Origin of the sequence: Leucobacter komagatae (assembly GCF_006716085.1) — a bacterium.
Taxonomy (GTDB): domain Bacteria; phylum Actinomycetota; class Actinomycetes; order Actinomycetales; family Microbacteriaceae; genus Leucobacter; species Leucobacter komagatae.
The window spans coordinates 1,374,765-1,397,866 of the sequence record NZ_VFON01000001.1 but is presented as its reverse complement, the minus strand read 5'-3'; the positions used below and the strand labels follow the sequence as shown (position 1 = coordinate 1,397,866).

Sequence of the window (23,102 nt, the reverse complement as noted above, 5' to 3'; positions counted from 1 at the left end):
CCAACCATGACCCTGCGCGTCGTGCGGGTAGCGCTCACCGGGAGTGGCGGGATCGGATCTCGCGTCGCGGTGGCGCTGCTCGCGCGGCGCGTTCGCTATGCGGAACGCTTCGGGGTCGACCTTCGTCTCGTCGGCGCGGCGGGGAGCCGCGCGGGCATCGTCGGATCGGGCGGGATCGCGGTGGGCGAGTTCGAGGATCGCGCCTCGTGGGCGCTGGGGCTCACCGGGGCCGCGTTCCTCGCAGAAGCGGCACCCGATGTCATCATCGACGCCGGGCCGAACGATTACGAGACAGGCGGCCCGGGGCTCGCGCACCTTGAGTGGGCGCTGCCGCGCGGCATCCACGCGATCATGGTCTCAAAGAGCGCCCTCGCCCTGCACGGCGCCAGGTTGCTCGGCCTCGCGAGCGCGAGCAGCAGCCGGGTGCACGCGAGCGGGGCGAGCTCGGCGGCGCTGCCCGCCGTCGACTTCCTCAGACACAACCTGGCGGGCGCGAGTGTCACGCGCGTGGAAGCCGCGCTCACGGGCACAACCTCGTTCGTGCTCGACGCGGTCACCCGGCAAGGATCCTCGCTCGACGCCGCCGTCGCCGAAGCGATCTCGCGCGGGATCGCGGAGCCAGACCCCACCTTCGACCTCGACGGCAGCGACACGGCGGCGAAGCTCGTTGTCATCGCGGGGCTTGCGCTCGGCGAGTGGCTGCCATTTCGCGGGATCACACGGGAAAGCGTGCTCGAGGTCACCGGCGCGCGGGTGGCCGCCTGGCGCGAGGCGGGGGAGAAGCCCGCGCTCGTCGGCGTGCTCGAACGGACGGCGACCGGTTACGAGGCGCGGGTCGAGGTGCGGGCGTACCCGCGCGAGCACCCGTTCGCGTCAGCGACGGGGAGCACGAAAGCGCTCATGGTCTCGGCCGAAGGCTTCGGCGACTACACCCTGGTCGGTGGCGCTTCGACGCCAGAGGCGACGGTCGCCGCGGTGCTCAAGGACGTCGAGCACCTCCTCGCAGAGCTCTAACGCTGCGAGGAGGTGCGGAGACGCGCGGCTCGCTGCCGGGACGCGCCGAGCGCGGGCTACCGGGGCAGTTCGACGCTCACCGCGAACCCAGCGCCGGCCGATCCTGACCCCTCACCGGCAGCAGCGGGCGTCGGCCCGGCCGTGACCGACCCGCCGAGCGCGGTGACGCGCTCCCGCAGCCCGGCGAGGCCGAGGCCCGAGCCCGGCGCAGGCGGCGCCTCCTGGGGTGCGGGGCCGTTGACGACGCCGACGGTGATCGTGTCGTCCCCGAGCGTGACCGTCACGTCGATCGCGGCGCCGGGGGCGTGCCGCATCGCGTTCGCGAGGCTCTCCTGAACGACGCGATACACGGTGAGCCCCGTCGCTGACAGCACGCTCTCGGCGGGAGCGTCACCCGCTGTGCGGTAATTGATCTCGGCACCCGAGTTGCGGCTCGACTGGATGAGCGCCGGCAGGTCGGCGAGGGTGGGCTGCGGTGCGAGCGGGGCCGTGCCGTCGCTGTCGCGGAGCGTCGCGAGCAGCCCGCGCATCTCGGAGAGAGCCTGCCGCGATGACTGCGCGATCGCCTCGAACTCGGCCTCCGCCTCGTCACCGAGCCCGGGGATGCGGTACTTCGCCGTGTTCGCCTGGATGCTCACGACCGACATGCTGTGGGCGACGACGTCGTGCAGCTCGCGCGCGACGACATTGCGCTCGGACAGCTCACGCTGCTTCGCATCGAGCTCTGCGCTGTGCTGGCGCTCGGCGCGAAGCGCCCCACGGTTCTCGAGCAGGCGCTGCGCGACGATTCCGCAGAGCCCCAGACCGAGTGCCACGGAACTGCTGATGACGAGGCTCGTGATCGCGCCGCCAGTGAACCCGGCCCCCGAGAACGCGACGGCCGCGATGACGGCGAGCTGCGGGAGCGCGAGCGCCGCGAGTACCCACCGCCAGTCGTGCCGCAGCCCGATGATGAAGGCGAGAAGCGCCTGCACGATCAGCATGGTGACGGGCCACGGCCACGGAGTGGCGATGGGCGCGGCGGTGATGAGCGTGGTCGCGGCGGGCGTGACGGTGCCAAGCGCGATCGCAAGGGCGGGGAGCCGCAGCGCGAGGGCAACCGCGGCCGCCTCAGCGGCGGCGAGCACCATCGCGATCGCAGGGTGCACCTCGTAGAGCGTGACAAGGAGGGGCCAAGTCACGGCGATCGTCGCGACGGTGGCGAAGCCGATCAGGATCCATGACCAGCCAGTGAATGACGCGAACGGCAGCGCCTCGGCCAGCGACATGCCGTCGCTAGGGCTGGCGGCGGTCGGGGCAGCCGGCGCCTCCGCCGCGTTCCCGCCGAGGCCCGCGCGAGTGAGGGCGATGTCGAACACCGCAAGCGCACGCATGACGATGGGCAGCAGTAGGAACGTAACAACGCCGAAGACCGTGTAGGTCACGCCCTCAGCGGCGCGCGAGTAGGCGACCTCTGGGGTCAGTGCATCGCCGAACAGGGCGAGAAGCATGTTGCCGGGGAAGACGCTGTCGTTTTCGGGAAGGAACCGGGCCCAGATGAACCAGGTCGTGCCCCCCGAGCGCGGCCGACAGCCAGGTGATCCCGATCGAGAACGTGATCGCGCGAGCCGGAAACGCGACGAGCGTCTCGAACGCGAGGTCGAGCCACCGGCGGCCGTCCGCCATGATGCGCATGAACCCGGTCACGCCTTCGCCGACAACCTGGTAGCCGGGGGGCGGAACGCTCTCGCCCCACCAGGCGGCGCGGCTCCGGGAGAGGTGTGCGAACTTCGTCGCGAGCAGGAGCGTAGCGGGGAGTAGGAGCGCGCCGAGCCAAATGATGAGGGTAGCGATGCCGAGGGATGCGAGGGGGACGAGCAGCGAGAACGCGAACAGCGAGACAAAGAAACCGGGAAGCACGTAGCCGATGTCGCGCATCACTCGGGCTGGGTTGAAGAGCTCTGACCACCTGCCTCCTCGCGATGGCACTGTCGTCTGTGCTGCTGTATTCACCATGGTGGGTATCCCTGTCTCTCTTCCGACCCGTGGCCGGTGAGGCCGATCTTCCGGCACGAGTGCTGCCGGTGCTGCCAACTGTAAAACGCCGCACCCGCCGCGCACGTCACCCTGCGGGGTGAACGTCGGCCCCGGGCCGTTCCCCCGTGAGAGCGAACGTGCCCGAGAACTCGGGGTGGGTGGGCGCTTTGCGATCCTGCCCGTTTATGATCGTCCCATGACCATGAGCGCCCCCGAGACCTCTCCCATTCGTGTCGCGATCGTCGACGACCAGGCGATGGTGCGGCAGGGCTTCGGCGCGCTGCTCGGCGCCCAGCCCGACATCACCGTGGTCGGGGATGCCGCGGACGGCGATGAGGTGCTTGAGCTTGCGCGCCGCGCGCGCCCGGACGTGATCCTGATGGACATTCGTATGCCGCGGATGAACGGCCTCGACGCGACCCGTGCGCTGCTTGGCAGGCCGGGCGACGACCACCCGCGGGTCATTATGCTCACGACGTTCGATGCCGACGAGTACGTGTTCTCGGCGCTGCGGGCGGGCGCGAGCGGGTTTCTCCTCAAGGACGCGAGCGCGGAGGATCTCGTTGGCGCGGTGCGCGTCGTCGCGTCGGGCGAGGCCTTGCTCGCGCCGTCGGTGACGCGGCGGCTCATCGCCGACTACGCGGCCAGGCCGGAGCGCAAGCAGAGCGCGACCTTGTCGCAGGTCACCGAGCGCGAACTCGATGTGATGCGGCTCATCGCGGCGGGGCACACGAACGCCGAGGTTGCGGAGCGGCTGTTCCTCTCTGAGCAGACCGTGAAGACCCACGTCTCCCGGCTGCTGAGCAAGCTCGGGCTGCGCGACCGGACGCAGCTGGTCATTGCCGCCTATGAGTCGGGGCTCGTGACCGCTGGCGGCTGACCGCTCGAAAGCTGTGAGATTGCGCCGGGAGCGATACGCAGCGCACAACTAGTTGCCAATGGCAACTAAAGGAGTAGGCTGGGAGTATGCCAGCCAGACCCAGTGAGACAACCGCCGCCGACCTGCTCACTGCCGTCGTCGGTCTGATTTCAAACTGGACGGCGGCGGTGACCCAGGGCAGTATCGCGGCAGCGATCAATCTCGACATCGCCGAGGGCGACGTGCGCGCGCTCTACGTCATCGGGCAGCACCGCGCAGGCGTGCAGCCAGCGGCGCTCGCCGCGGAGCTCCGGCTGAGCCGGCCAACGATGAGCAAGACACTGAGCAGGCTCGCGACCGCGGGCCTCATCGACCGGACGCCGAGTCGCACTGACGCGCGCTCCGCGCTCATCGAACTCTCCGAGTCCGGGCAAACGGCGTACGACGGCCTCGTGCTCTACGGGATTCGCATGGTCGAACGCGCGACGGCAGGGCTTCGACCCGACGAGATTGGCACCGTCACCGAGGTCGCAAGAAAGCTGCTTCAGCCGGAACCATCCGCCTAGAAGCTGGTCGGCCACTCGGCCGCCCGAAAGGCCGCTCGAACCGGGCGGCGCATGCAAGCGAAGGAGAAACACCATGACACGTACCTATGTTGTGACCGGCTCAGCTTCAGGCATTGGGGCAACGACGGCACAGACGCTGCGCGACCGAGGGGATCGTGTGATCGGTATCGACCTCAAGGGCGCCGAAGTCGAGGCCGACCTCTCCACACACGACGGCCGAATCGACGCGGCAGCGCGCGCGACCGAACTCGCGGGCGGCGTGATCGACGGCGTGATCGCGTGCGCGGGCATCTCCGCTCCGATCGCGAAGACCATCTCGATCAACTACTTCGGCGTCACCGAGCTCCTCGAGGCGCTGCGGCCGGCGCTCGCCGCAGCCGAGGCTCCTCGCGCCGCCGTCGTCTCATCGATGGCGTCGCTGCAGCCCAACTCCAAGGAGATGGTCGAAGCCGCGCTCGCCGGTGACGAGGCGAAGACGCTCGAGATCGCTGACGCGGTCGTGGCGCAGGGCCCCGAGGTCGGTTACCTCGTGTACCCGTCGTCAAAGCGGGCCATTGCCCGCTGGGTGAGGCGCGAGGCGGTGACGCCCGAGTGGGCCGGCGCTGGCATCGCGCTCAACGCGGTCGCACCCGGCACGGTCGTGACTCCGATGACCGAGCAGTTGCTCGCCACGGAGGAGGGCCGCGCGATGGTCGATGCGGCGGTTCCGATGCCGCTCAACTCGCACCAGCCGGCGCAGTCGATCGCTGACGTGCTCGTCTGGCTCACGGACGCGAACAACACGCACATGGCAGGCCAGGTCATCTACTGCGACGGTGGCGCTGACGCGTCGCTGCGCGGTGACGACATCTGGTCGTGGAACGACCAGTAAGAACCGGGCTCACCCGGTGAAATAGTTTCTTCCCCGGGGGCGTTTCACCGACTGGGAAACGCCCCCGGGACAGAAACGAGGCAGCAGTGACGGACGCAGCAGAGACCAGCCAGAGCGCACCAGCTGAGACCAGGCGTGCCGCGTCCGATGCTGCGGCACGCGGGCTCACCGTCGAGTTCGTGGTGCGCGACGGCACCGGCCGCCCGACCAACGCAGACTTTGGCGGCGCTCAGATCGTGAAGAGCGTCGTCGTACAGCGCGGCGACAGCTTCGTGTTCGTGCTCACCCCACTCGACGGTCAGTTCAGCTGGGCGAAGCTGCGTGCGCACCTCGGCGTCAACCGGCTATCGCTGCCCGACGCCGACGCTGCCTACGCCGCAACGGGCTACAAGCGCGGCACAATCACGCCGCTCGGGTCAAGCACAGCCTGGCCTGTCATCGTGGATGAGGGTCTGCGCGGGCAGACCGTCGTCGTTGGCGCGGGCAGCCCGGGCATCGGGGCGCTCGTCGACGCCGACGCGCTCGTCGAGGCGTATGGCGCCGACACCGTGCAGCTCACCGGCGCTCAAACCGAATAGTCGCAAAGGAGTCACCAGTGAACGAGTTTCCCCCAAATTTCACCGTCGGCATGATCGGCGGGCATGGGCAGATCGCCCTCAAAGCAACCGCGCTCTTGAGCGCAGCCGGCCACCGGGTGCTCAGCGCTATTCGGAACCCCAACCACGCGGCCGACGTCGAACGAGCGGGGGGAGAGCCCGTGGTGTTCGACCTCGAGCGATCCTCCGGCGACGAGCTCGCTCGTGCGCTCGGCGCCGCAGACACGCTCGTGTTCGCAGCTGGCGCCGGTCCGGGGTCTGGCCCCGAGCGCAAGGAAACCGTCGACTATCAAGGCGCGCTCACGACAATGGCGGCCGCCGCTGAGCTCGGCGCGCGGGTTGTACAGATCTCATACATCGGGGTTGCGACCGCGCCGCCGGAGTCCATGGGCGTTGATTTCGCCGCATACCAGCGCGCGAAGTACGCGGCCGATCTCGCCCTCGAAGCCAGCGGGCTCGACTGGGTGATCGTGCGCCCCGGCACCCTGACAAACGAAGAAGGGAGCGGCCGCGTGACCGTGAGCTCCCAGCTCGACCGTGGGCCGGTGAGCCGCGACAACGTCGCACAGGTGCTCGCCGAGGTGGTGGCGCGCCCCGAACTCGGCAGTGTCGCCTTCGACTTGCTCGACGGCGACACGGAAATCGGGCAGGCAATCGCGACGCTCGGGTCGTAGACGTGGCCCGGTTCGTGTAGGATTAGTGGCTGTACTTCGGCGAGGGGCGGAAACGCCCGTTATCGACGCGGAACGACCTCCCCACATCGGGGCATCGCTGCGTCGCACGTTATAAGTGCGAGACACCACGCCGGCGGGGAAACCCGCCCGACACGGGGCGAGAGCCCGCAAGGAGAATCATCATGAGCGTAGAGAACAAGCTCGAAGCAACCACCCGCGATAACTTCGGTAAGGGTGCGGCCCGCAAGCTCCGCGCTGCAGGCAAGACCCCCGTCGTTGTCTACGGCCACGGCACCGACCCCAAGCACATCACGGTTGAGACCCACCCGCTGAGCCTCATCGTTCGCCAGGCGAACGCGCTCATCGAGCTCGACATCGAGGGTAAGTCGGAGCTCGTGCTCGTCAAGGACGTGCAGAAGGATCCCGTACGCCAGATCATCGAGCACGTCGACATGCTCATCGTGAAGAAGGGCGAGAAGGTCGAGGTCGAGGTTCCGATCCACGTCACCGGCACCTCGTTCTCGGGCACCACCTCGCTGCAGGACCTGAACACGGCACGCCTGCTCGTTCCTGCAACCTCGATCCCCGACTCGGTTGTCGTTGACATCGAGGGCGCGGAAGAGGGCACCCAGATTCTCGCCGGCGATCTCGAGCTCCCCAAGGGCGCCGAGCTCCTCGACGACGCCGACCACCTCGTTGTGCAGGTTGTCGTTCCCCGCGGCGCTGGCGCGGACGAGGAGGCCGCAGAGGCGGCAGAGGAAGCAGCTGCCGAGTAACCCTCAGGTACTTCACGAAACCCGCCGGGCGGTGGCTCACCGCCCGGCGGGTTTCGTGTGTCTAGACAAACCATTCAGCCGAGAGCAATTTCGCACTCTCGGCGGCCCGACGGCGCATAGGCTTAGAGGGTGTTTGGCCTGCGAAAGAAAAAGGACGTTGAGACCGTGGCGAGTGATAGTTGGCTGGTCGTTGGCCTGGGCAACCCCGGGCCTAAGTACGAGGCGACTCGGCACAACGTCGGCCAGATGGCGCTCGACGTGCTGGCGGGCCGCATGGGTGCGAAGTTCTCGCCCCACAAGACGAACTCGCGCGTCGCCGAGGGCCGGCTTGTGCCCGGCGGGCCGAAGCTCATCCTCGCGAAGTCCAACGGGTACATGAACACGTCGGGCGGCCCGGTGTCGGCGCTCGCAAAGTACTTCGGCGTCGAGCCCGAACGCGTGATCGTGCTCCACGATGAGCTCGACCTCCCGTTCGATTCGCTGAAGCTCAAGCAGGGCGGTGGCCACGGCGGCCATAACGGCCTCCGAGACATCGCTAAGGCGCTCGGCACCCCCGAGTTTTTGCGCGTGCGCATCGGGATCGGGCGCCCGCCAGGCCAGCAGGATCCGGCCGACTTCGTGCTGAAACCGTTCGCTTCCGGTGAGCGCGACACGCTCGCCGTGCTGCTCGAAGATGCGGCAGATGCGAGCGAGATGCTCGTGACAGACGGGCTCACCGCGACGCAGCAGCGATTCCACGGGGGCGCACGATGAGCCTCCGCGGGCTTGACGGGCTGCTCGAGGGCGCGCCCTCGTTCGCGCGAGCCCTCGACGCCGCGGGCACCGACGCCGAGTTCTCGGTCTCTGACGGGCTGCGCGCACCTCTCATCGCCGGCCTGATCCATCGGCGCCGAAAGGCGGGGGATCGCGGGGCGTACCTCCTTATCGCCGCGACGAGCCGCGAGGCTGATGCGATCCGCCAAGCGATTGCGTCGCTCATCCCTGAGGCGCGCACCACCGAGTTCCCGGCATGGGAGACGCTGCCGCACGAGCGGCTGAGCCCGAGCGCTGAGACCGTCGGGCGCCGCGCCGAGGCGCTGCGGATGCTCCGGGATTACCGCGACGACTCAGCGCAGTCCGAGGCCGGGCCGCTCGTCATGGTCGCCTCGGTCCGCGCGGCGCTGCAGCCCGTGTCGCCACACGCCGCGCTCGCCGAGCCCGTCGTGCTCCGCGCTGGCGAGGAACCGCGGATCGGCGGCGCAGAGACCGGCCTCGAATCGCTCTCGCGCAAGCTCGTCGACTTCGCCTACACGCGCGTCGACATGGTGACCAGGCGCGGCGAGTTCGCCGTGCGCGGCGGCATCCTCGACGTTTTCCCGCCCGCGGCCGAGCAGGCGATGCGCGTCGACTTCTTCGGCGACGAGGTCGATCAGATCCGCAGGTTCTCGGTGTCCGACCAGCGCAGCGCCGGCGACCCCGTCGAGCTCCTCGAACTGTGGCCGGCGCGCGAGCTGCTGCTCACCGACGAGGTGCGTGCCCGCGCCGCCGAGCTGCTGCCGAAGTTCCCGGCGCTGTCGACGATGCTCGAGAAGATGACCGAGGGGATCGCGGTCGAGGGCATGGAGAGCCTGCTGCCGCAGCTCGTGCCAGGGCTCGCGCCACTCACCGGGCTGCTGCCCGACGGCGGCGCCGTGCTCGTCGTGTCGCCCGAGCGGGTCTCCGGTCGTGCGGTGAGCCTTGCCGAGACGAACCGAGAGTTCCTTGAGGCGGCCTGGCACGCGGCGACCGTCGGCGCTGAGACGCCCGTGCCGACCGGCGACAGCGGCATGCTCACGGTCGCCGAGCTTCGGCGCGCGTCGCATGATCGCCCGTGGTGGAGCCTGACGGGCTTCGTGCGCGACGCTGAAGATCTGGACGGCGCGGTGAGCTCAACTGGCCCGAACGACGCCGAGGGCGGCGATGAGCCGCGCGGCCTCACCGTGATCGACGGCGTCGACGACGCGATCATCACGGTGCAGGGCGGACCGGTTCGCCGGTCGGCGACGGACAGCGACGCGACGGCCCAGGCGCTCGTGCACCTGAGCCGCAGGCTTGCGGACGGGTGGCGCGCGATCGTCACCGCTCAGGGCGTCGGGCTCGTCGAGCGCGCCCGCGACCTGCTCTTAGAGACGGGCGCCGCGGCCCGCATTGTCGAGGAGCTTCCGGCTGAGCTCGAACACGGGGTCATCTACCTCGTCACGGGCATCGCATGGCAGGGCTTTGAGAACGAGGAAGCCAAGCTGCTGCTCGAGACCGAGGCCGAATTCTTCGGCCGCACGGTCACCGCGCAGGGGCAGACCGGGCAGAAGCTTGCGCGTCGGCGCGGCAAGAACGTCGTCGACCCGCTGAAGCTCGTCGCCGGCGACCACGTGGTGCACGAGACGCACGGCATTGGCCAGTTCGTCGAGCTCACCCAGCGCATGGTTCCCACCGGTATCGGGCGCGACGCCGGGAAGGCGCTGCGCGAGTACCTCGTTATCGAGTACGCCTCGACGAAGCGCGGCATGCCGAAGGACAAGCTGTACGTGCCGACCGACCAGCTCGACCAGCTCTCGCGGTACGTCGGCGGCGAGGCGCCCGCGCTTTCAAAGATGGGCGGCAGCGACTGGGAAGGCGCGAAGAAGAAGGCCCGCAAGGCCGTCCGTGACATCGCCGTCGAGCTCGTGAAGCTGTACTCGGCACGCATGGCGTCGCCCGGTCACGCGTTCTCCACGGACACCCCGTGGCAGCGCGAGCTCGAGGAGGCATTCCCGTACGCCGAGACGCTCGACCAGCTCACCACCATTGACGAGGTGAAGCGCGACATGGAGCGCCCCGTGCCGATGGACCGGCTGCTCGCCGGTGACGTCGGGTTCGGCAAGACTGAGGTCGCGGTGCGCGCGGCGTTCAAGGCGGTGCAGGACGGCAAGCAGGTCGCGATGCTCGTGCCCACGACGCTGCTCGCGAACCAGCACTTCGAGACCTTCCAGAACCGCTTCGCCGGGTTCCCGGTGCAGTTGCGCGCGCTCAGCCGGTTCCAGACCGACAAGGAGGCAAAAGAGACGCTTGAGGGCCTCGCCGCCGGCACCGTCGACGTCGTCATTGGCACGCACCGGCTCCTCGCCGACAGCGTGATCTACAAGGATCTCGGCCTCCTCATCATCGACGAGGAGCAGCGCTTCGGCGTCGAGCACAAGGACAGCCTGAAGAAGCTCAAGACGGGCGTCGACATCCTCGCGATGAGCGCGACCCCGATCCCGCGCACGCTCGAAATGGCCGTCACCGGCATCCGCGAAATGTCGACGCTCGCGACACCGCCGGAAGATCGGCACCCGATCCTCACCTTCGTCGGGCCGCGCAGCGACCGGCAGATCTCGGCGGCGATCCGCCGCGAGCTGCTCCGCGAGGGGCAGGTGTTCTTCGTGCACAACCGCGTGAGCTCGATTGGCCGCACGGCGGCGAAGATCGCAGAGCTTGTGCCCGAGGCGCGCGTCGCCGTCGCCCACGGCAAGCTCTCTGAGCACCAGCTCGAGCAGGTCGTGCAGGATTTCTGGGAGCGTAAGTTCGATGTGCTCGTCTCGACGACGATCATCGAGACCGGCCTCGACATCGCCAACGCGAACACGATCATCATCGACCAGGCTGACAAGTATGGCCTCAGCCAGCTCCACCAGCTGCGAGGCCGCGTCGGGCGCAGCCGCGAGCGCGCATACGCGTACTTCCTGTACGACCCCGACAAGCCCCTCACCGAGCACGCGAACGAGCGGCTGGAGACCCTTGCCGCGAACAACGAGCTGGGCTCGGGCATGCAGGTCGCGCTGAAGGACCTCGAGCTTCGCGGCGCGGGCAACCTGCTCGGCGGTGAGCAATCGGGCCACATCGCCGGGGTTGGCTTCGACCTCTACCTTCGCATGATCGGCGAGGCGGTGAACACGTTCAAGGGTGAGGACGTGCAGACGACCACCGAGCTCATTCTCGAGCTTCCCGTCGACGCGCACATCCCCGAGGACTACGTCGAGAGCGAGCGGCTCAGGCTCGAGGCCTACCAGAAGTTCTCCGCGGCCTCGCACCCGCAGGCGCCGGCCGAGAACGTCGAACTCGTGCTCGAGGAACTCACGGACCGCTACGGCGAGCCGCCGGCGGAGGTCGCGCGCCTCGCCGCGGTTTCGGCGCTGCGCCGCCGAGCGTCGATCCTCGGCCTCACGAAAGTTGTCGCGCTCGGCCCGACGCTCAGGCTCGAACCCGTCACGCTGCTCGATTCACGGCGCATGCGCATGACGCGCATGTACCCGGGCGGCAAGTACACGGAGTCCACGAAGACGCTGCAGATCCCGCTCCCGGGCGGCACCGCGAGCGCGCGGAGCCCGCTCGCGGGCGTCGGCCAGCGGTCGACCCCCGACGACGGCGACATTGTGAAGTGGACGTCGACGGTGGTGGCGACGCTGCTCGAACCCGATCCTGGTCCCGCTGCGGCCGCGCCGGCGACCAGCTAGCGACCGCGGCTACTTGGCGGTGCAGAGCTCCTGGAGCGCTGCACCGCTGTCGCGGAGCTCCTGCACCTGCGCCCCGAACTCCTGTACGTAGCCGGCGGCCTCGAGCACATTTTGCGGTGCGGGGATATCGGCGAACCCCGCGAAGCCTGTCTGCACCTCGGTAAGCGCCGCGAGCAGCTCTGGGTCGGTCACGCCCTCGGTCAACGACGCGACGTCGGTTTGGAAGGGCGCGAGCAGCGCGGTGAGGTCTGGCAGCTCGCCTGCGAGCGCCGTCTCCTGCACCGTGTCGAGCTCGGCGAGCACGTCGTTCACGAGGGCCTCGACCTTGTCGCCGGCTACGCCGCAGCCCTCGGGCCCGATCCGGTTCGATGCCTCGGGTGAGGGGAGATCGCCGGGGAGCGCCGCAGAGAATGACACGCAACCGGTGAGCGCGGAGGCAAGGGCGACGGCACCCAGTGTGGCCAGGAGTTTCGGGGTCACGTTGCTCATGCGATCGAGCCTAACCGTGCGGGGTCACGGTCCGCTGAGATTGTGCCCGGCCCCGCGGAACACAGCTGGCGTGCACCCGCGGGTCAGCCCGACGCGTTAGGCTCTCACTCATGGATGCTGGCGCTGACAGACCCAAACCAATGGCCGCGACGGACGCGGTGGGGGAGGTCGTGGCGACCGTGCGCCGCCTCGTCGGAGAGGGGGGCTGCGCGTGGCACGCCGCTCAAACCCACGAGACGCTCGTGCCGTTTCTCATCGAGGAAACCTTCGAATTCATCGACGCGCTCGAGCGCGAGCTCCCGGCCGACGAGGTGCGCGGCGAGCTCGGTGACGTGCTGTACCAGGTGCTGTTTCACGCTGCGATTGCCGAGCGTGACGGCGAGAGCTACGACCTCGATACCGTCGCGCGGGCGCTCAACGAGAAGCTGATTGCGCGACACCCGCACGTGTTCGGCGACCGGGGGTACATGTCGGTTGAAGAGCTCAACGCCGAGTGGGAGCGGCTGAAGGAGGACGCCGCGGGGGAGCAGCGCGGCTCACGCGCACCGCTCGATGGCGTTCCCGCGGGCATGCCGACGCTCGCGCGGGCCGCGAAGGTCGTCGAGCGGCTGAAGCGGGCCGGGCTCGTTGACCCGGCCGCCGCCGAGCGATCGGCTGTGGACCCGCTGTCGGTGGCGATCGGGCCGCAGGAGGCGGCGATCGCCGAGGTCGGGATCGGGGACGCGATGCTCGCGCTCGTCATTCGCGCGAACGCGGCGGGGGTCGATCCGGATCGCGCGTTGCGCCTCGCGAGCGACAGGCTCGCAGCGCGCGTGACGGCCGACTGACGCCGCTCGGGCGGGCGGGTGCGCTGGTGCGCAGTGCCTGCCTGGGCTAGTACCTGTCGATTCCGCTGTGCTCTGGGGGTGCGGGGAAGCACGGGGACCAGCCTCCGATTGCGAAGTAGCCAGTCTCTGCGTCGATGTTGACGTTGAACATGTACTCGCCTGGGGAATGCAGGGTGATCTCGGGGCCCGAGTAGCCTACCTTGGGGCGGGTGACGATCCACCCGGGCTTGGCGGAGTAGTCCGCCTCGATCTGCTTGGCAACCTCCACGACGTCGACGGTGTCGTCAGCCCACATCAATCCGCCTCGGGTGATTGTGATGTAGTCGGAGACGCCGTCGAGGTCGGCGCTGCAAAACATCGTGGAGCGGGTCTGATCTTTCTCCGGGTGGTACCAGCTCTCTTCGATGTGCTCTGGGGGGATGTAACTGACGAGCTCTTCCACGACCTCTTCCATGAAGGGCGGCGCTTCTGTGAGAGTACTCGCGGGGGCAACGTAGCCCTCTTGTGGGCTCCCTGAGCAGCCCGACAGAGCCAGCGTAGCGAGTGCTCCAACGAGCAGAAACCCTTGAGCTCTGCTGCGTGTGTGCAGCTTCCTCGGGGTGGCTGCGTTGACGAATGTCGGCATTTGGGGAGCGCTGGAAGTTCAATACTTGTGGATAGTGCGATGCTCTGGAGGCTTGGGGAAGCACGGGGACCACGCTCCGATTGCGAAGTAGCCGGTTTCAGCGTCGATGTTGACGTTGAATATGTAATGCTCGGGGGAGCGGACGGTGATCTCGGGGCCCGAGTAGCCTTCTTCGGGGCGGGTGACGATCCACCCGGGCTTGGCAGAGTAGTCCGCCTCGATCTGCTTGGCAACCTCTACAACGTCGACGGTGTCGTCAGCCCACATCAATCCCCCCCGGGTGATTCTGATGTAGTCGGAGACGCCGTCGAGGTCAGCGCTGCAAAACATCGTGGAGCGGGTCTGATCTTTCTCCGGGTGGTACCAGCTCTCTTCGATGTGCTCTGGGGGGATGTAACTGACGAGCTCCTCCACGACCTCCTCCATGAAGGGCGGCGCCTCTGTGAGCGTACTTGCGGGGGCAACGTAGCTCTCCTTCGGGCTCCCTGAGCAGCCCGACAGAGCCAGCGTAGCGATGCCTCCAATGAGTGCAAGCATGTGTAATCTGTGGCGCATTGCCTACCCCTCCTCGGTTGGGAAAAGCTCCTGCACGAGATCATCGAGCAGTGGCAAGTTTTGTTCCGCGTCAGTTGCGGTCAGGTTGTGGGCGTCGATGCCGCTCATGCCTTCGCCGCTGTAGACGTTCTTGTCGTAGGTGCTGTCTGGAGACGTCGGTGAGTCGAGGCCCGGAACCTTGCCGATGTAGGCGATGGGGTCGTTGTCGTAGCCATAGCTCAGATACTTCGTCATCGATGGCGGCCGCTCGAACTTCGCGCCGAAGCTGTACGACCCCGCGAGCGAAAAGACGATGTCGGCTTGTACCGTCGGCCACGTGACGGGCGTGAAGCCCGCGCTGTGCCCGCCGACAACCGTGGTCGCGTTCGCGAGCACCGGGTCGCGGCCGATGACGTCGCGCTGGAAGCCCCCGAGCGCCGCCCCGACTTTCGCGAGGTACCAGGGGTTCGTATTGCGCCGCTCGCCGGTCCAGGTAATCCACGGCCGGTCCATGTAAACGAAGGTGACGCCCTTGCCATCGCTGTGGTCTGCCAGGTACTTCGGGACCTGCTGCGGACCTTCCTTGAACAGATCGCCCATCGTGATCCCGGTGCCGGGAAGATACGTGATCGCGTGCGTCGTGTTCGGCCCGATCGTGCCGAACATCTCGATCATGCGCTCGAACTCGGGCAGACACAGCACGAGCGAGCGCTCGCCGCTCGCGACCTCCAGCCAATACGTCCGCTCGGCCTTTGAGATGCCCTTGACCTCCGCGAGCTCTGCCGCGCGCAGCGCGTTGGTCGCCGTGCGCGTGGCGATCGGGATGCCTGCGAGGTTTCCGATGAGCACCGCAGCCGCCGTTGTCAGTGCCTCGCGATCCGCCTCTCGGAGCCCTGCCCACCAGTTCTCGACGACGTCAACGGTGACCCCGGGGAAGCCCGCGGCCGCGAGCGCGAGGAGCTCTTCGTCCGTGAGTTCGAGCAGTGACGCGGGCGTTGGCATCGCTGTCGCTGTGGCGAGGTCGAGCACGCGGGTAGTGAGTTCGCCCCCACCGGCATTTTGGAACGCGGTGGCAACGCGGCTCACCCACGCCGCGGTCTCCTCGTTCTCGGTGAGGTAGCGCTCGAACGCTGCGAGGGCTCCCGCGGCCTCAAGCGGAGCCCAACCGCACGACTGCTGAAACTTGGTTACCGAGTCGCGCAGGCGCGAGAAGTCACTGTGCAGTGCAAGGTCCATCGCCTTCGACTGCCTGACGAACTCCCTGAGCTTCCCCGGGTCTGCCGAGCACACTGCCGATCCGTCTCCGCTGCCCTGACGCCCGCGCGGGCGGCCGCGCGCCTGAAAGGCAATGCGTAGCGGCGGCGGGGCTATCGGGTAGTACGACGGCTGTGGGCCCTGCTGCACCATCGGCACCGGAGAGGTGGGCGACAGGGCGAGCTGGCGGAGCGCCGCGCCGGCTTCCCACACGGCAACCTCGCGGAGCCGCTCTTCCTCTTCCCGCGCCTTCTGCGACGCAGTGGCAATCTCGGGTTGCAGGTCAGCGATCTTGCCCCGAAACCTCCCGCGATCTTCTGACTCAATCATGCAAGCGTCTACGAGAAGGTCTGAGTATGGGCCTTTCGCGTCGAGCAAGGCAGTATTCATGGCCCCTCGCCGATGAGCGCCCTGGTCGATGAGGACAGTTGCAAACCAGCCGAGGTCATTCATAAGGCTCGTTGCGACCTGGTGGTCAAACTGAATGGTGGACATTGGGGGTTGCAGAGCTCCAGATCTCGTAGCCTCGGCACGGTTTCCCCACAAACCAATGGCGTTTGTCACACAATCATAGCGCGACGCGGGCGAGCGGAGCTATGGGATGAGCCCGAAGCCGCGCGCTGCGGTCACCGCCGCGTGCCTGGTTGGCGCTTCGAGCTTGCCCATCGCGGTCTTGAGATAGCTCTTGACCGTGCTCTCCGCGATGCCGAGCGCCTCACCGATGCTCGCGTTCGTGCCGCCGAGCGCCGCCTGGCAGAGCACATCGATCTCGCGCGTCGTGAGGTGTAGCTCGGCGGGGGCGGCTGCCGGCCGCCCGATCCCTGCGAGCCGCTGCTCGATGGCGGCGAGCCGCTCGCGGGCGACGGGGTCAGTGGTCTCCGAGGCGATCCTGCGGATCTCGGCGTGGCTGCTCCGCAGCTCCTCGAGCACGTTGCCCGGCAGCTCAGCGGGCTCGACCGGCCGCCGCGCGTGCGCGTGCGCCTGATCCTCCGCTCGGATGACCCGCGCGAGCTCCTCGCTCACACCAGCTGCGGCCTGCATGAAGGTCGCGTCGGGCGCCGACTCGCCCCGCGTGCCGCCATAGAGCACGGCGCGGGTGACGCCGTCGACGATCACGGGAACGGCAACGAGCATCACGATGCGTTCGGCACCGATCTCGAGGTCGTAGTCATGGCTGATGCTCTGCGACGACATGTAGTCGCGGGTGAACCGCGGCCGCAACTCGATCATGGCCTTGCCGCCGAGGCCGCGCCAGTTCGCGACTCTGAGGCCCTGCAGGCTCGCGCCCTCGGTCCCGGAGAGCGCGGTCACGGTCGTGACGCCATCGGCCTCGTACCCGCCGAAGGCGAGCGTGAAACCGGTGGCTCGAGAGAACTCCGTGACTGCGTCCTGGAGGATACGCTGCTTGGTCACGGTCATAGGTGGCACCATTGGCACTCCCAACTTTCGGGGGTACTACATGCTAACCATGATTTCTAGCATCGTGAACAGACCGCAGCGCCGCGGTCGTCAGAGGAGACGAGAACCCGCCACGAGCGGGCCTTGGCTCCCTGAGTTCGACGAGACAGGGCAAGGAGGCCCAGATGTCCGAAGACGTTCCCGTGCAGGAGGCGGCGGAAGCCGCCCCGATTGACTACGAGAAATTTCAAGCAAGCCCGGAGTTCCAGGAGCTCAAACGGAGGCTTCGCAGCTTCGTTTTCCCGCTGACCGCCGCGTTCCTCGCCTGGTTCTTGCTCTACGTGCTGCTCGGCGCGTTCGCGCACGAGTTCATGGCCCGGCCTTTCCTCGGCCTCAACGTTGCCATCTGGCTCGGGCTGCTGCAGTTCGTGACGACCTTTGCGATTACGACCGCGTACGTGATGTTTGCCAACAAGCGCATTGACCCGCGCACGGAGGCGCTGCGCGCCGATCTCGAAGACCTTGCTCGCGAGGCGGAAGGGGCTGCCCGATGAGCGGACTCGTACTGGCGGGGCCGCTCGCGGCCCAGATGTTTACCTTTGAGACCTCGGCGGCGCAGAACCCGACGCTCAACATCTCAATCTTCGGCGCGTTCGTCGCGGTCACCATGGTGATCGTGATCCGTGCGAGCCGCAACACGAAGACGGCCGCTGACTTCTACGCGGGCGGCCGATCCTTCACCGGCAGGCAGAACGGGCTCGCAATCGCGGGCGACTACCTCTCAGCGGCGTCGTTCCTCGGCATCTGCGGCGCAATCGCCATCAACGGCTACGACGGGTTTCTCTACTCCATCGGGTTCCTCGTCGCGTGGCTCGTCGCGCTGCTGCTCGTCGCCGAGCTCATGCGCAACACCGCGAAGTTCACGATGGCCGACGTGCTGTCGTTCCGCCTCAAGCAGCGCCCCGTGCGCATGGCTGCGGCCCTCACAACTCTCGCCGTGACCTTCTTCTACCTGCTCGCTCAGATGGCGGGCGCTGGTGGGCTCGTCTCGCTGCTGCTCGGCATCGACGACAAGATCGGCCAGTCGGTCGTCGTCGCCGTCGTCGGCGTCGTGATGATCCTCTACGTACTCATCGGCGGCATGAAGGGCACCACGTGGGTGCAGATCATCAAGGCCGCGCTGCTCATCCTCGGCGCGGGCGCCATGACGGTGTGGGTGCTTGCGCTCAAGGGCTTCAACTTCGCGGCGGTGCTCGAGGCGGCCGTGAACAACCCGGAGAACACGAACGGCGACGCGATCCTCGCCCCCGGCATCCAGTACGGCGCGATGCCGCTCGACTTCGTGTCACTCGCGCTCGCGCTCGTGCTCGGCACTGCCGGCCTGCCGCACGTGCTCATGCGGTTCTACACCGTGCCGACGGCGCGCGAGGCTCGCAGGTCTGTCGTGTGGGCGATCTGGCTCATCGGTATCTTCTACCTGTTCACCCTCGTGCTCGGGTACGGCGCGGCGGCCTTCGTTGGCCCAGAGACGATCAAGTCGGCACCCGGCGGCGTGAACTCTGCGGCACCGCTGCTCGCAGCAGAGCTCGGGGGCCCACTGCTGCTCGGCTTCATCTCGGCGGTCGCCTTCGCGACGATCCTCGCGGTCGTCGCTGGCCTCACGATCACGGCCTCCGCCTCGTTCGCGCACGACATCTACTCGAGCGTCATCAAGAAGGGCAACGTGACACCGAAGCAGGAGGTCAAGGTCGCCCGTATCACGACCCTCGTGATCGGCGTCGTCGCCATCGCTGGCGGGATCGGTGTGCAGGGGCAAAACGTTGCGTTCCTCGTTGCTCTCGCGTTCGCTGTGGCGGCGTCGGCCAACCTCCCGACGATCCTCTTCTCGCTGTTCTGGAAGCGGTTCACGACCCGCGGCGCTGTCTGGTCGATGATCGGCGGGCTCGTGACCGCCGTTGGGCTCATCACCCTGTCGCCCGTGATGTCTGGCGCACCGACATCGATGCTTGGGGAGAACATCGACTTCGCGATCTTCCCGCTCGCGAACCCGGGCATCGTGTCGATCCCTGTCGGGTTCTTCCTCGCCTGGCTCGGAACCGTCACAGACAAGACCGTTGAATCGACAAAGCTGGCGGCCGAGATGGAGGTGCGCTCGCTCACCGGGTACGGTGCTGAGCCGCCAGTGAACCACTAACCACTCACCGACAATGCGGAAGTGCCCCCGACGCGGTGTGTCGGGGGCACTGCTGTTGTTGCCTGACTTTCTCTCCGTTTTCACGTACTTCGGGCGTGCGCAACTACGTCAAAACGGAGAGAGAGTTCCGCGCGGCCCGAGCTAGCCACGCGGCGGGCCTGCCACCTGGCGGGCCTGCCGCCCCCGCCGGGCATGGAAGAATGGGAGACATGGCTAACCCAGTGAACCCGCCGCGCGGCATGCGCGACTTTCTGCCAGCCGACAAAGCCCGCCGCGAGCACGCCCTCGGCATTATCCGCGGCGTCTACCGCTCGCACGGCTTTGACGAGATCGAGACGCCGGTCGTTGAAGACCACGCGCGCCTCCACTCGGGCCTCGGCGGGGATAACGAGAAGCTGAGCTTCTCGATCCTGAAGCGCGGGATCAAGCCCGAGGCGCTCGCCGCAGCCGCTGAGTCGGGCGACCCGGAACAGCTCGCAGACCTTGGCCTGCGCTTCGACCTCACCGTGCCGCTCGCGCGCTTCTACGCCTCGCACCGCGCAGAGCTGCCGCCGGTGTTCCGGTCAATCCAGATCGCCCCGGTCTGGCGGGCCGAGCGCCCGCAGAAGGGGCGCTACCGGCAGTTTGTGCAGGCCGACATCGACATTATTGGCGAGTCCGGCGTGATCGCCGAGATCGAGCTCATCACCGCGACATCGCAGGTGCTCGCGCAGCTCGGTCTGAAGGACTGCGTAATTCGCGTCAATGACAGGCGCATCCTGTTCGGCCTGCTTGACCACTGCGGCTTCGCGCCAGAGGAACAGGCCGGCGCCCTCATCACCATCGACAAGCTCGACAAGATCGGCGTCGACGGCGTCACGGCCGAGCTCGCGGAGACGAACGAGGCAGCCGCCGCGGCGATGCGCGGCATCCTTGAGGGCGTCGACCAGGCGCTCGCCGCGGGCATCCCGGTCACGCGCGAGGCGATCGCCGCGGTGCTGCCCGCAGGCGCTGCCGAGGAGGGGGTCACGAGCCTCGTCACGCTCGGCGAGGCACTCGACGGCGGCCTCCCCGAAGGCGTCGAGATCCGCTTCGATCCGACCCTCGTGCGCGGCATGGGCTACTACACCGGCACGATCTTCGAGATTGCGCACCCGGGATCCGGATCCTCCGTCGGCGGCGGCGGCCGCTACGACGGCATGATCGGCCGCTTCCTCGGCCAGGATGTGCCCGCCGTTGGCTTCTCGATCGGCTTCGAGCGCGTCGTCGACCTCATCGAGCTCGACACCAGCTCGGGCCCCGCGTCGGTCGCCCTCGTCGCCGACACCGACACCCCGCTCGAGGACCTCATGGTGCTCAAGCGCGCGCTCGTCGCTGACGGCCTGCGCGTGCGCCTCGAGAAGCGCCAAAAGAACATGAAAACGCTGCTCGCCAGGCTCGAGAGCGAGGGCTTCCAGCGGTTCGCGAGCGTGCGCCCTGGCGACCGCGACGCAGCCCTCTTGTCATGGCGCGAACTCGGCGAGTAATGGCCTGATCCCAGGGGCGATGAGCCCCGCACCCTCTACACTGAGAGGAGGCGCGGAACACGCGTCTCATGACTTCCACCACAAGGAGCAGACTGTGGCATTTATCGACGCGGTGATCGCACGCGAGATTCTTGATTCGCGCGGAAACCCGACCGTTGAGGTCGAGATCGGCCTGACCGACGACTCGGTCGGGCGCGCGGCAGTGCCCTCGGGCGCCTCGACCGGTGCATACGAGGCGTACGAACTGCGCGACGGTGACAAGGATCGCTACCTCGGTAAGGGCGTGCTCAAGGCCGTCGACGCCGTGTTCGACGAGCTTGCGCCCGCGATCGAGGGCTTCGCCGCCGACGATCAGCGCATCATCGACACCGTGCTGCGCGAGATCGACGGGACCGACAACAAGTCGCGTCTCGGCGCGAACTCGATCCTTGGCGTGAGCCTCGCCGTCGCGCACGCCGCTGCCGCGTCGGCCGAGCTGCCGCTCTACCGCTACCTCGGCGGCCCAACGGCGTGCACGCTTCCCGTGCCGCTCATGAACATCATCAACGGTGGCGCGCACGCCGACACCGACGTCGACATCCAGGAGTTCATGGCGGTGCCGCTCGGCGCCGAGAGCTTCTCGGAGGGCCTCCGCTGGGGCGTCGAGGTCTACCACGCGCTGAAGGCGCTGCTCAACGAGAAGGGTCTCTCGACCGGCCTCGGTGACGAGGGCGGCTTCGCGCCGAACCTTGAGAACAACGCCGCTGCCCTCGACCTCATCGTCGAGGCGATCAAGCGCGCCGGGCTCGAGCCGGGCAAGGATGTCGCTGTCGCGCTCGACGTCGCGTCGTCGGAGTTCTACGAGAACGGTGTCTACAAGTTCGAGGGCAAGGATCGCACCGCGGCCGAGATGGCCGACTACTACGCGGACCTGCTCGACCGGTACCCGCTCGTCTCGATTGAGGATCCCCTCGACGAGGCAGACTGGGACGGCTGGAAGGAGCTCACCGACCGCGTTGGCGACCGCGTGCAGCTCGTCGGCGACGACCTGTTCGTCACGAACCCCGAGCGCCTTGCCGACGGCATCGCGAAGGGTGTCGCGAACTCGCTGCTCGTAAAGGTCAACCAGATCGGTACGCTGACCGAGACTTTCGATGCCGTGCAGCTTGCGCAGCGCTCGGGCTACACCGCCGTCATGTCGCACCGCTCGGGCGAGACCGAGGACGTCACGATCGCCGACCTCGCCGTCGCGACCGACTGCGGCCAGATCAAGACCGGCGCCCCCGCGCGTTCGGACCGCGTCGCGAAGTACAACCAGCTCCTCCGCATCGAGGAAGAGCTCGGCGACGCAGCTCGCTACGCGGGGCGCGGCGCGTTCCCGCGTTTCCAGGCGTAACCTCTCGCCTGACCTGAGGAGTACACGGTGAAGAACTGGGGCGCAGACATTGCGGCGTGGGTCGCAAGTCTGCGCTTCAGTGTCTTCACCGTCGTCGTGGTCGTCTCGGTGATTGCCGGGGCGCTGATCCTCAGCCCGAACATCTCGACGTTCGTGCAGCAGCAGCGCGAGATCGCGCAGCTGCGGGAGAGCGTGCGTCAGCACCGTGAGGCCGTCGAGGAGATCGACGCCGAGCGAACGCGGTGGAAGGATCCGTCGTACGTGCGCGCCCAGGCACGCGACCGCCTCTCGTACGTGCTTCCTGGCGAGACGCAGCTCAGCATCATCTCCGATGTTGTTCTGCCGGTCGAGTCGCAGGAGGAGACGAGCGCCGACCTGACGCGCGTTGAACGCAACTGGGCGAAAGACCTCCTCGGGTCCGTGATCGCCTCGGGCACCGCGGTGCCCGACACCCCATCTGAAGACGAAGCCTCAAGGAGCAGCAAGTGAGCCGGCCCCCATTCCCCGAACCGACCGCAGCAGACATCGCGGCGGTGAGCGAGCAGCTCGGACGCGAGGCGCGCGGCGTTGTCGGCATCGCTGCCCGTGCCGCCGATGGCAGCCCGACGGTCGTTGCGACCTCGCCCCGCCTGCCCGACGGTTCGCCGTTCCCGACGTTCTACTACCTGTCGCACCCCGAGGTCGTCGCCGCGGCCTCGCGTCTCGAGGCCGCGGGCATGATGGTCGAGTTCAACGAGATGCTTGCCGAGGATGAGGATCTCCGAGCCGCGTACCAGCGCGCCCACGAACAGTACATTGCTGATCGCGATTCGGTGGGGGAGGTTCCCGAGCTTGCTGGGATCAGCGCGGGTGGGATGCCGACCCGCGTGAAGTGCCTGCACGCGCTGATCGGGCACTCGCTCGCGGCGGGCCCCGGGGTGAACCCGATCGGTGACCTTGCGCTTGAGCGTTCTGACTGGAACGAGTAACAGCGCAGTAACTGCGGAATCTGCTCTCGGCAGGCGAATATTCGTCGGCCTGAGTGGCTCCTCGCGCTGTT

At 67.8% G+C, this 23,102-nt stretch carries 23 protein-coding genes; 16 read left to right on the top strand and 7 right to left on the bottom strand.

Going from position 1 to position 23,102, the window contains the following annotated elements:
- Positions 1 to 6: 6 nt before the first annotated feature.
- Positions 7 to 1,014 carry a homoserine dehydrogenase gene (locus FB468_RS06490; RefSeq protein ID WP_141886624.1) on the top strand — a complete coding sequence of 336 codons (1,008 nt, stop codon included), beginning with the start codon at positions 7 to 9 and terminating at the stop codon, positions 1,012 to 1,014.
- A 56-nt stretch (positions 1,015 to 1,070) separates the two neighbouring features.
- Here the strand turns inward: FB468_RS06490 and FB468_RS06485 are convergent, their stop codons facing one another.
- Both FB468_RS06485 and FB468_RS06480 read right to left on the bottom strand, forming a co-directional pair.
- Positions 1,071 to 2,504, bottom strand: a complete 1,434-nt coding sequence (locus tag FB468_RS06485; protein WP_141886623.1) for a sensor histidine kinase — start codon at positions 2,502 to 2,504, stop codon at positions 1,071 to 1,073.
- On the bottom strand, positions 2,443 to 3,009 hold the full coding sequence (locus FB468_RS06480; protein WP_141886622.1) for a sensor domain-containing protein: 567 nt from the start codon (positions 3,007 to 3,009) through the stop codon (positions 2,443 to 2,445). Before FB468_RS06480 ends, FB468_RS06485 begins: the two co-directional genes overlap by 62 nt.
- 217 nt (positions 3,010 to 3,226) lie before the next feature.
- On the opposite strand from FB468_RS06480, the gene FB468_RS06475 reads away from it, so the two are divergent.
- The 8 genes from FB468_RS06475 to mfd all read left to right on the top strand — a co-directional run bounded on the left by FB468_RS06475 (position 3,227) and on the right by mfd (position 11,862).
- A complete protein-coding gene (locus tag FB468_RS06475) occupies positions 3,227 to 3,910 on the top strand; it encodes a response regulator (RefSeq protein ID WP_141886621.1) in 684 nt (227 codons plus the stop codon).
- 86 nt (positions 3,911 to 3,996) lie between these two features.
- Positions 3,997 to 4,455 carry a MarR family winged helix-turn-helix transcriptional regulator gene (locus FB468_RS06470; protein ID WP_141886620.1) on the top strand — a complete coding sequence of 153 codons (459 nt, stop codon included), beginning with the start codon at positions 3,997 to 3,999 and terminating at the stop codon, positions 4,453 to 4,455.
- Positions 4,456 to 4,528: 73 nt separating this feature from the next.
- Entirely contained in the window at positions 4,529 to 5,326 is a 798-nt protein-coding gene (locus FB468_RS06465) for an SDR family oxidoreductase (protein WP_141886619.1), read from the top strand.
- 86 nt (positions 5,327 to 5,412) lie between these two features.
- A complete protein-coding gene (locus tag FB468_RS06460; protein WP_141886618.1) occupies positions 5,413 to 5,904 on the top strand; it encodes an aminoacyl-tRNA deacylase in 492 nt (163 codons plus the stop codon).
- Between the two features lie 17 nt (positions 5,905 to 5,921).
- A complete protein-coding gene (locus tag FB468_RS06455; RefSeq protein WP_141886617.1) occupies positions 5,922 to 6,596 on the top strand; it encodes an SDR family oxidoreductase in 675 nt (224 codons plus the stop codon).
- 182 nt (positions 6,597 to 6,778) lie between these two features.
- Complete coding sequence (locus FB468_RS06450) at positions 6,779 to 7,372, top strand: 50S ribosomal protein L25/general stress protein Ctc (protein ID WP_141886616.1); 594 nt, start codon at positions 6,779 to 6,781, stop codon at positions 7,370 to 7,372.
- Between the two features lie 165 nt (positions 7,373 to 7,537).
- Entirely contained in the window at positions 7,538 to 8,125 is a 588-nt protein-coding gene (pth, locus tag FB468_RS06445) for an aminoacyl-tRNA hydrolase (protein ID WP_141886615.1), read from the top strand.
- Positions 8,122 to 11,862, top strand: coding sequence for a transcription-repair coupling factor (mfd, locus tag FB468_RS06440; protein WP_141886614.1), 3,741 nt, complete (start codon positions 8,122 to 8,124; stop codon positions 11,860 to 11,862). The genes pth and mfd overlap by 4 nt, the downstream gene beginning before the upstream one ends.
- A 9-nt stretch (positions 11,863 to 11,871) precedes the next feature.
- On the opposite strand, the gene FB468_RS06435 is transcribed toward mfd, so the two are convergent.
- Positions 11,872 to 12,351 (bottom strand): hypothetical protein, encoded by a 480-nt coding sequence (locus tag FB468_RS06435; RefSeq protein ID WP_141886613.1) that lies wholly within the window; start codon positions 12,349 to 12,351, stop codon positions 11,872 to 11,874.
- A 110-nt stretch (positions 12,352 to 12,461) separates the two neighbouring features.
- Between FB468_RS06435 and FB468_RS06430 the strand changes: the two genes are divergently transcribed.
- Positions 12,462 to 13,178, top strand: coding sequence for a MazG nucleotide pyrophosphohydrolase domain-containing protein (locus tag FB468_RS06430; RefSeq protein WP_246055782.1), 717 nt, complete (start codon positions 12,462 to 12,464; stop codon positions 13,176 to 13,178).
- A 46-nt stretch (positions 13,179 to 13,224) separates the two neighbouring features.
- On the opposite strand, the gene FB468_RS06425 is transcribed toward FB468_RS06430, so the two are convergent.
- The 4 genes from FB468_RS06425 to FB468_RS06410 form a co-directional block, all read right to left on the bottom strand.
- Positions 13,225 to 13,632: a hypothetical protein gene (locus tag FB468_RS06425; RefSeq protein ID WP_141886612.1), complete on the bottom strand. Its 408-nt coding sequence runs from the start codon at positions 13,630 to 13,632 to the stop codon at positions 13,225 to 13,227.
- Positions 13,633 to 13,821: 189 nt separating this feature from the next.
- Positions 13,822 to 14,340: a hypothetical protein gene (locus FB468_RS06420; RefSeq protein ID WP_141886611.1), complete on the bottom strand. Its 519-nt coding sequence runs from the start codon at positions 14,338 to 14,340 to the stop codon at positions 13,822 to 13,824.
- A 21-nt stretch (positions 14,341 to 14,361) separates the two neighbouring features.
- Positions 14,362 to 15,921: a hypothetical protein gene (locus FB468_RS06415; protein ID WP_141886610.1), complete on the bottom strand. Its 1,560-nt coding sequence runs from the start codon at positions 15,919 to 15,921 to the stop codon at positions 14,362 to 14,364.
- A gap of 264 nt (positions 15,922 to 16,185) precedes the next feature.
- Complete coding sequence (locus FB468_RS06410) at positions 16,186 to 17,010, bottom strand: LuxR C-terminal-related transcriptional regulator (RefSeq protein WP_170219643.1); 825 nt, start codon at positions 17,008 to 17,010, stop codon at positions 16,186 to 16,188.
- Between the two features lie 164 nt (positions 17,011 to 17,174).
- Between FB468_RS06410 and FB468_RS06405 the strand changes: the two genes are divergently transcribed.
- From FB468_RS06405 to FB468_RS06380, 6 genes are all read left to right on the top strand, one after another.
- Complete coding sequence (locus FB468_RS06405; protein ID WP_141886608.1) at positions 17,175 to 17,543, top strand: DUF485 domain-containing protein; 369 nt, start codon at positions 17,175 to 17,177, stop codon at positions 17,541 to 17,543.
- Between the two features lie 35 nt (positions 17,544 to 17,578).
- Complete coding sequence (locus FB468_RS06400; protein WP_141888160.1) at positions 17,579 to 19,183, top strand: solute symporter family protein; 1,605 nt, start codon at positions 17,579 to 17,581, stop codon at positions 19,181 to 19,183.
- 209 nt (positions 19,184 to 19,392) lie between these two features.
- Positions 19,393 to 20,688, top strand: a complete 1,296-nt coding sequence (gene hisS / locus FB468_RS06395) for a histidine--tRNA ligase (RefSeq protein ID WP_141886607.1) — start codon at positions 19,393 to 19,395, stop codon at positions 20,686 to 20,688.
- A gap of 94 nt (positions 20,689 to 20,782) precedes the next feature.
- Positions 20,783 to 22,063: a phosphopyruvate hydratase gene (gene eno / locus FB468_RS06390; RefSeq protein WP_141886606.1), complete on the top strand. Its 1,281-nt coding sequence runs from the start codon at positions 20,783 to 20,785 to the stop codon at positions 22,061 to 22,063.
- 27 nt (positions 22,064 to 22,090) lie between these two features.
- Entirely contained in the window at positions 22,091 to 22,552 is a 462-nt protein-coding gene (locus FB468_RS06385; RefSeq protein WP_141886605.1) for a septum formation initiator family protein, read from the top strand.
- The gene (locus tag FB468_RS06380) at positions 22,549 to 23,031 is read left to right on the top strand and encodes a DUF501 domain-containing protein (protein ID WP_141886604.1); all 483 of its coding nucleotides are present in this window, start codon (positions 22,549 to 22,551) and stop codon (positions 23,029 to 23,031) included. The genes FB468_RS06385 and FB468_RS06380 overlap by 4 nt, the downstream gene beginning before the upstream one ends.
- Positions 23,032 to 23,102: the final 71 nt, after the last annotated feature.